We start from the raw sequence: 8,494 nt of genomic DNA, 5'->3' as shown, positions 1-8,494 counted from the left end.
ACCACCAGTAACTCAAACGGCGAAACGCCAAGAATGGCGGCCGCCTCGTAAATACCGTCCGGATCCGGCTTACCAGCAGAAACCGCGTCTGCGCCCAAGATACGGGTGAAGAAATGCCCAATGCCTAGCGTTCGCAGTAAACTGTTTGCGTGCGCTGTTTGCATATCAGTGGTGCACACCATCGGGATGTGACGCCGAGATAAAGATTCCAGGCAAGCGAGCACCCCCGGATACAGTCGAGTTTTTGGCGGCTTACTGCCCAGGTATGATGACAAAAACAGAGCACGCGCTTGGTTCAACACCGTGGTTGATACACGCCCATCGATGTGTCGTGTCAACACGCGGTGGATCAATAAATCCGCCCCATCACCAATCCAATCTTTTATTGCATGGGGATCTTCATCAGGCAAGCTCAGGCCACGTAACATACCGCTGACCGCCTCATACAGATCGTCAAAAGGGTCTGCGAGTGTGCCATCTAAGTCAAAGCATACCGCAGAGACGCTCTCTAACTTAATCATAAAAACCCCTTTTATTCATATATTTACAACAAAAAGAAAAGAGCTGATGGGCTCAAGACTCCAATCCATCGCGTTGTAAAAGTTAGCAGAGAAGCGCCCGCAATCCTACGAAAACACGACGCACAATATGTCAGATGATGGGGGGATAAATGGATAATTGAGCAGTGACATGCAAACTTCAGTGTGGAATCAATCCATTAAATAAATAACGATCAAGATCACACTTTTCTATCTTTGCACGCTTTGATACCGACGCTAACCCTGTATAAAAAATCGTCATTTTTTTGACTTTTTCTTAATGCGGCTGGTGAACGGCTGATGGGGCAGATTCGATAGACGCAGTATAAGCGGTGATTCGTTGCGCGGCTAAAGCCTGCATTTGAAACCATTCTTCGCGTAAGACGCCATAACGTAGCGAATCGTAATACTCACCTTGGTAATAGCGGACGGCGCGTAAACGCCCTTCTTCACGCATTCCTAGCGATCTAGCGCACCGCATCATACCTAGGTTTCCTGACCAGGTGGTTAGTCCTATTCGGTTTACGTCGTGGTGAGTAAATAGCTGGTCGATCCATAAAGTCAGCGCATGCCGCCCCGTCCCTTTTCCCCAATTGGCAGGGTCAAAGATGGTGATCCCAACTTCAAGCCATCGCGTGCGCTTATCTTCCCAATAATAGGTCACGTAACCCACGGGGTTATTGTGAATACAAATCGCTTGGGCCGTGTCTCCTGCGAGGAAGCGGCGAAAAAGACCAAACCGGAACGACCAATAGGATACTGGCTCGATTGGAGTGTACGGCGCATCAAATTGCTTCCATGCACGGGAATAATAGATGTTACGCCAAAAATAGCGGGCTTCTCCACGCTGTGCAGCGCGAATGCTGACAGTAGCGTGATGGGAAAGGTCGACGTCCATGTAGGCTTATTGCTCTCCTGCTCCTTGTTACCAGATGATTGGCGACGGCTCTGCCACTTCAGAGCGACACATTGTGGGGGCCACCCACAAGGGCATCCAGTTTAACTCAATTAACCACCACATTGGCCACCTCTATCCCACTTTCTTTTGATCAGTGTAGACGGTTATCGGTGCTTACGGATAACTTGGGCATCTTGATTGCTGAGAGAGCGCGACGCCCAACAAAACAAGTCCACCTCCGATAACGTGATATTGCGTTAATATCTCACCTAGCCAAAAAACCGCAATAATGGCGGTCATCACAGGCAGTAAATTCATATACATTGCGGTGCGACTCGCCCCATTGAGGGCAATCGCCTGTAGCCAAATCGCCGGTGCAAGCACCGATGCGCCTAAAGCGGCAAATCCAACGAGTGGATAGGCATCAGGCATAATAGTTTGACTTGGCGCAGCAAAAAGTACCGGAACCAACATCAATACCGCGAATAAAGCTTGCACATAAACGGAGACCCAATTAGAAATCGCCATCGACCATCGTTTCAATAACACACAGTACAACGCATACGACGAGGCGCAGATTAACATCAGCCATCGCCAATCGTCGCCCCACTGGTCAATAAGGTGAGTGGTTTGCCCAATGTCAGCATATAAATGAGCCGAATGATGGATAGGCCGGCCCGATAATGGCGCGAGCCGTAAGTGGCTGAGACAGTAGCTGAATACTCATAAAGAGACTGAGCATGGGCACCAAAGACATGATCAATGCCATGTTCGTTGCCGTCGTGGTTTGTGCGGCAAAATAAGCGACAGACTGGTTAGTGACCATGCCAAGTAACGCTAATAAGGCCAATCGCGGTACATATAACAGAACCGCGCGCCGTTGACGCCATAGTGTTGGCAAACAAAACGGGGTTAGCACCAAGATAGCAAAAAACCAACGGTAAAAAGCCATTGCGCCAGGTGCAATGACCGACACCGACATCTTGTTTACTATCGTATTGACTGACCAGATAAAAACCGCAGCGAGCGGTAACAGAATCGGCATAACTGCCCCATTGAGATGCGAATCGCGTATGATTAATACAGGCAGTTTACACTGTAAAGTGAAGATTAAAACCAAGTTGCTTGAAAAGGGATGGGTAGCATGGTCTTCGGGAATTATGGAAAATCGTTCTAAAAAGCAAAGGGAAAAAAAGCGGGCAAGGGCCCGCTCGGCAAGCATTTAGCCAAACGATGTCACGGAGACATCTAATAGGACAAAGGTATCTATCACAAACTATGTTAGCGAAACACCCCGTGTGCATGTCAGTAACACGTCAGGCTTATGCAAAATAACCTAACGATTACCCACTCATTGCAATGTCGTCTAGTGCATTAAGCACCTGCCCGTCTAGATGGCCGTCAAACACGCGTTGGCAAACTTTACGTCTCACTGCTAGGCCTGAGATTAACTTCTCAATGGAAAGGTGACGGGCCTGCTGTTGCTGATTATAAAATTCAATCGTGCGGCTGAGCGTTTCATAGGGCACAACTTGGTCACCAACTCGTAACCAATCGAGCTTTTCCAAATACCCCTGACACTCTTCAGTAATTACCGAGGCAGGATGTCCGGTCATTGCCGATAGTGCCGTAATACTGCGTTGCAGCGCCTCTTCAGACGTATATTTAGAAAGAACGATAGTCAACTCATCGGCATTGATCTCGACCAGATGCTTACGTTGCTTGACGCGTCTTCCTAAACGGCCACTGGTTTTTTCTTTCCGTTGGATGGGCTCGAACTCACCATCAATGATCCCGGACAGTTGATCAAGGTCTTGGCTGGGTAAGATCTCGTTGCGAAGTGGGTTTGGCATGGTTGGTGCTAGTGACCGCTTGCCTTCGTTATACATTTTAGCGCGGGAGTAGCGGATCACTTCATCAACGTTACATTTAATATCCATTCGATAATCGGGATATTTTTTCTCGTCATCTTCACGGGTCAGCGTGAGGTGATACCCCCAAAGGTTCACCGCAAAAATCGATTCAGTGACCTTGCCTTCTGCCAGCTTACGCAGCTCTCTGATTAAATCACTCGAAAAACGCCGCCATTCAATGTTACGCGCCATTTTCTGGTTTAACTCGCTCAGTAGCATTGAATCTTCCAACCGACGCGACATACGGCTTCTGAAGAGCGAATAGAGCTGGAATACAAGCGTATGCTGACGCAAAATTTCAGGTGGGAACAAGAAAAAGTAATCGCGCGTCATCAATTCTTCAAAAAACGACGGCTCCCATACCAGGATATAAAGATTGGGTTTGATTTTAACCTCCCCATCTTCACCCTCTTTAGGTGCTTCTTCCGATGCAGTGATTGTTCGCGCTAAAAAGCGGAAACGATCACTTTTAAACCCTTCTGGCATGTTTTCACTGAGCCAACGACCCGTCAATTCGTGGAGTTGAAAATCGGTAAACTCGATTCTATCAATGCTTTCTCGAATCGCATCACGTGCTGGCCCACTGTCTTTTTGCCCCGTAATTGCAAAATATCAGTGATGTAAATGGGAGTCTTATTGCCAATCGACTGGTTTGTAGCTCGTAATTAGGTAAATGGTGATCATGGTATTGTACGGTAAGCGTGAACAATGCGAACAGCGTCATCAGATCATCCACTGTCATGATCGACTTGGCAGATCGTGTTTCAATAATCGCTTTGGTACCGCTGATCGCCACCATTGATTTTTGATAAGCTTTTTTTGTCCGTGGTGGTGCTAAGGCTTGATCAATGATCCCAGCCCAGCTGGTGGGAGACACCAAGATTTGATCTTTTTCTCCAGGCATCATGGGTGGGGTACCTAGCCCGTGCTCGCTTAATAATTGACGGTTCACTTGTGTTTGAGCCAGTGCTTTTGAACGTTTTTGTTTGACTTCATCTCGGCTTTTTTCTGTCATCAATCCTGCACTGCCAAGTGATGAAATTAGACGGCTTGGATTGATAAAACGATGGAGCATCGTTTTTCCTGCCAGTCCTTCTTCGAACCGAACGGGTTGCTGAAGAAAAAGACCCAGTTGTACTGCAGCACGCAACCGTTGTTGAATCGCTGCACGTGTTAATTGGCCGTCGGTAGCATCGACAAGCTCTGTGGTTGAAACATAACCGTCTTGGGATGCAAATCCACGCACTGAAATCAGATTGAGGAGTTCTAAGATGCTTTTGGTCACCCCTTTGAAATGCTCGTATTGCGCAAGCCAGTCGACTAATTGTCCATGCACTTCAAAAAGATGCCCGTCTTTGTGGGAACGAGGTGCTTTTATTAATATTTTCTCGGGTTTACCGGCACTCATGTCAGTTAAAATCCTTTATCACGGGCGTGCTCAAAGCGCATTATTTCTTTGATGTTGAGGTGACGAAAGCCGTAAATCGATCACACTTCCAGGGAAATCCTAATAAAAATAGATTCAAAAAGAAAGATCTTTTTTGTGGCATATTTTAACTGATCTTTATGATTATTCTGATCTAGGTTGATGATCTGATCTTATGATCCGGGCGATTAAAAATCTATAGGTTGCTGATTTTTATGTATTATAAAATCCCCTCTCTCGAAAGCATGATCAACAAAGCCTTGGAGGCATGATCAACACATCCTGCCAACGATGATCAAGTGAGGCTGAACCGATGATCATCAGCTTATCGCATCAATGATCAAACAGTAACGGCATCAATGATCAAGTGTGATTCACACGTTATCCACAGCCTCGGAACGCGTTTCTTTGTTTGGATGGTGTTATCAAGACCAAATGGCCGTGTTTTCATCATGGAACAATGATCAAGTCACGCGTATTTTGCTCAATCAGACTGAATACTGTCTATGGTATGAGCAATGTGGTGAGAAAGTAGTGTCTCGTCTGATCAAATTGAAATGACAGTGACAGTATAATGGCCATCAGTCAGCATGTGTCCGGATACGGAACAATGATCATGCAGGATGATCTTGTTGTTCGAGAGTCAGCGCATTTCCCATCAACCTGCGCTGAGTAAAGAGAATTGGCATGGATCGTTCTGGATCCCTTGGTATGCCTGACATTGTCCGTAAATTAGCGGTTTAGATATATCGTTCCGGTTAAGGAACTGGCACGATGCAATCGGAAAGACGGCTTGATCATCGTTCCTAGGTTTATGGAGACATTACGGTTGAATTTGCTGATGATTTCATCGCAATACTCGCTTGATCATGCTTCCTGCCTATCGGTTTTATCAACGAAAGCATGATCAAGGATATTGCGTGTATATCTTTCTTTTCCTTGATCATGCTTTCGGGAAAAATGATCAAAAGGGCGTAACATTTAGCTGACGTCGTAAAAATGGAGGGTGAATGTTTGATCTTACTATCGAATCTTAATAGACACTGTCCGCTTTAAGGTTGAAATGTCGAGTACCGTAAATTCGCCAGCTAAATATAAGCTTCCGAGTCTCTATAAGGTTTACATTGTAAATAAGTGACACTGTGACATTTGAGATCTGTGGGAGATTGGGGCGCGTTGTATTGATTTAATATGACATCCATGATGGAGATATTCAGCCATACCCTATAATTACAATTGTGAGCAGGATCTTTATTTGATTGGCTTTTGTTCACCTTTTTATTGTTTTAGATGTATTCTGCTGTACAATCGACAATTATTTCTCGTGAAGGCGAAAAAGAATATGGATAGGGAAAAGACGATTGAAAACCTCCGCAATATCGCGGCGCAGACAAAACAAGTTCAGTCTGATCGTGTGGAGATTGTTATGGAGGAGCGACACGATCAGCTCTTTCCGCCCATGTCGAAAGCGTTAATGGAAACGCGTTCAGGTCTCACCCGACGCAAGCTCGATGAAGCGATTTCACGAATGGAGAAAGATGGGCACCAATTCACCAAGAATAATGCCAATCATTACTCGATCACTTTGGATGAAGCTCACCAAATCATGGATGCAGCCAACGTGCCGACGTTCCATGAGCGTAAAGGAAAGACGCATAAACCTTGGATTGTTAACATTCAAAACCAAAAGGGAGGAACCGGTAAGTCTATGAGTGCGGTGCACTTAGCGGCTTGCATGGCGCTGAATCTTGAGAAACGCTATCGCATTTGCTTGATTGACTTAGATCCACAAGGGTCTTTACGGTTGTTCCTCAACCCACAAATCAGTTTGACTGAACAAGAAGGCATTTATTCTGCTGTTGATGTGATGCTGGATAATACGCCCCAGGCGGCAGACAAAGATTTCATGATGCGTAATGTCTTGCTTCCCACACAATACCCTAATTTAAAAACCATGGCCGCCTTTCCTGAAGATGCGATGTTTAACGCTGAGGCATGGCAAGCGTTGGCGACCAGTCAGTCGCTGAATGTTGTGGAGTTATTGCAAGATAAAGTGATTGATCCCATCAGTGATGAGTTCGACATCATTATGATTGATACTGGACCACATATTGATCCGCTGGTTTGGAATGCCATGTATGCGTCTAATTCTTTAGTGATCCCTTGTGCAGCGAAGCGACTGGATTGGGCATCAACGGTGAACTTTTTCCAACACCTTCCCCAAGTGTACGAGATGTTTCCAGAAGACTGGCACGGATTGGAGTTTGTGCGTTTAATGCCGACGATGTTTGAGGACGATAATAAAAAACAGATTTCTGTCTTAACTGAAATGAATTATCTTTTAGGGGAACAGGTCATGATGGCGACGATTCCTCGAAGTCGTGCGTTTGAGACCTGTGCAGATACATATAGCACGGTGTTTGATCTTACTTCACAGGACTTTGAGGGCGGTAAAAAAACGTTATCGACCGCACAAGATGCGGTACATCGAGTCGGACTTGAACTCGAACGTGTGCTACATAGCTACTGGTCTCAGCTCAATCAGGAGTAAAAAGAAAAATGGCAATTAAAACCTCTGATTTAAATGCACGCTTGTTTGCAAAGGCCGATAAACGCCGAGCGACGACCACACAAGAAGCGCAGAGTGCAGCGAGTGAGAGAGCGGCTGTGATTGAGTTAGCCGTAGCAGGCGAGCGTACTGTGGAGTTTGAACTTGTCAAAGTGCCCGCGTCAACGATCCGAGAGAAAACAACGGTATTTGATAAAAACGCGCGTGAGCAGTCGTTTCTTAACGAATTAGCACTTTCAGATATTCTGACCACCTTAAAAGAGCACGGACAACAATATCCGGCTGTTGGGCGGTGGCTTGATGATGGTCGTGTAGAGGTCCTTGATGGTAGCCGGCGTAGGATGTCTTGCATTATTGCAGAGCAAGACTTTTTGGTATACGTCGCAAAAGGTATTAGCACGCGCCATGCTAAATTTTTGTCAGATGTGGCCAATGCGCACAAACCGTTATCGCTATATGAACGCGGTAAAGAGATGCAAGCCATGTTGGATAGTGGTGAGGTCAGTGATCAGAAAGCCCTCGCGAGCGCGTGTCAGTGTAGTGAAGCATTGGTCAGTGGTGCATTGAAAGCGGCTGCTCTGCCGTTGCCACTTTTGCAAGCCTACCCCAGTGTGTCCGAGTTGGGTCGCCCTACTATTGTTAAACTCCACCGTTTGTATTTTAGTTTGGACGATAAATCGCAAGCCCAATTGGTAGAAATGCTTGGCGAGATGCCATTGTGGCAACAAGTTGATGCCCAAGGGGTGACACGTATTACACGCGAGGTGACACAGCGTATCGAGCAATACAAAGATGAGCTTGTGGCACCACAGCCAAGTAAAAAAGAACAGGCTCAAACCTTGTTAGAAGGACGCGCGTCCTATCGTCGTAAAGGCAATAATTTAAGTATTAATCTGAAAAAAGTGAGCGATAAAGACGCCGAGCAGATCTTGTCGCTGATAAAAGAACACCTCAACGGTTAACTCGTCCCAACCGAATAAAAACGGCACGCCCTAGGGCGTGTTGATCTTTGCTGTACACATTTTATTCAGCAATACATCGGCAGCCACATTATAGTAAACGCCAGTGATACCATACTGGCGTAATTTCTTGCTAACTTATCATATCTCGTTGATATTGCTCGGAAGTGCTTAATCCTCGCGAAAGCAT

Annotated in this window: 6 protein-coding genes and 2 pseudogenes; 2 read left to right on the top strand and 6 right to left on the bottom strand. The window is 46.0% G+C overall.

Going from position 1 to position 8,494, the window contains the following annotated elements; all coding sequences use genetic code 11:
* The 5 genes and pseudogenes from DZ54_RS0106510 to DZ54_RS19650 all read right to left on the bottom strand — a co-directional run.
* Nucleotides 1-521, bottom strand: a 521-nt coding sequence (locus DZ54_RS0106510; protein ID WP_025673495.1) for an HAD family hydrolase, incomplete at its 3' end; no start/stop codon positions are given.
* A 295-nt stretch (nt 522-816) separates the two neighbouring features.
* Nucleotides 817-1,437, bottom strand: coding sequence for a GNAT family N-acetyltransferase (locus DZ54_RS0106505; protein WP_025673494.1), 621 nt, complete (start codon nt 1,435-1,437; stop codon nt 817-819).
* A gap of 174 nt (nt 1,438-1,611) precedes the next feature.
* Nucleotides 1,612-2,022, bottom strand: coding sequence for an EamA family transporter (locus DZ54_RS27110; protein ID WP_081721614.1), 411 nt, complete (start codon nt 2,020-2,022; stop codon nt 1,612-1,614).
* 55 nt (nt 2,023-2,077) lie between these two features.
* Nucleotides 2,078-2,482, bottom strand: coding sequence for an EamA family transporter (locus tag DZ54_RS27105; protein WP_081721613.1), 405 nt, complete (start codon nt 2,480-2,482; stop codon nt 2,078-2,080).
* Nucleotides 2,483-2,780: 298 nt separating this feature from the next.
* Nucleotides 2,781-4,758 (bottom strand): annotated as a pseudogene (locus tag DZ54_RS19650) (replication initiator protein RctB domain-containing protein).
* A gap of 1,360 nt (nt 4,759-6,118) precedes the next feature.
* Between DZ54_RS19650 and DZ54_RS0106485 the strand changes: the two are divergent.
* Nucleotides 6,119-7,327, top strand: a complete 1,209-nt coding sequence (locus DZ54_RS0106485) for a ParA family protein (RefSeq protein WP_025673492.1) — start codon at nt 6,119-6,121, stop codon at nt 7,325-7,327.
* Nucleotides 7,328-7,335: 8 nt separating this feature from the next.
* Nucleotides 7,336-8,307: a ParB/RepB/Spo0J family partition protein gene (locus tag DZ54_RS0106480; RefSeq protein ID WP_025673491.1), complete on the top strand. Its 972-nt coding sequence runs from the start codon at nt 7,336-7,338 to the stop codon at nt 8,305-8,307.
* 65 nt (nt 8,308-8,372) lie between these two features.
* Here the strand turns inward: DZ54_RS0106480 and DZ54_RS24060 are convergent.
* Nucleotides 8,373-8,494 (bottom strand): annotated as a pseudogene (locus DZ54_RS24060) (IS5/IS1182 family transposase); the annotation flags it as partial.

The organism is Salinivibrio socompensis S35 (assembly GCF_000513715.1).
Classification (GTDB): Bacteria; Pseudomonadota; Gammaproteobacteria; order Enterobacterales; family Vibrionaceae; genus Salinivibrio; species Salinivibrio socompensis.
Note: the sequence above shows the minus strand (reverse complement) of the source record. Positions and strands in the feature narration are given on the sequence as shown.

Bases quoted from the DNA above. Each gene is read 5' to 3' on its own strand.
- DZ54_RS0106505 (WP_025673494.1), bottom strand. From the start codon at position 1,437: ATGGACGTCGACCTTTCCCATCACGCTACTGTCAGCATTCGCGCTGCA.
- DZ54_RS27110 (WP_081721614.1), bottom strand. From the start codon at position 2,022: ATGTTAATCTGCGCCTCGTCGTATGCGTTGTACTGTGTGTTATTGAAA.
- DZ54_RS27105 (WP_081721613.1), bottom strand. From the start codon at position 2,482: ATGCCGATTCTGTTACCGCTCGCTGCGGTTTTTATCTGGTCAGTCAAT.
- DZ54_RS0106485 (WP_025673492.1), top strand. From the start codon at position 6,119: ATGGATAGGGAAAAGACGATTGAAAACCTCCGCAATATCGCGGCGCAG.
- DZ54_RS0106480 (WP_025673491.1), top strand. From the start codon at position 7,336: ATGGCAATTAAAACCTCTGATTTAAATGCACGCTTGTTTGCAAAGGCC.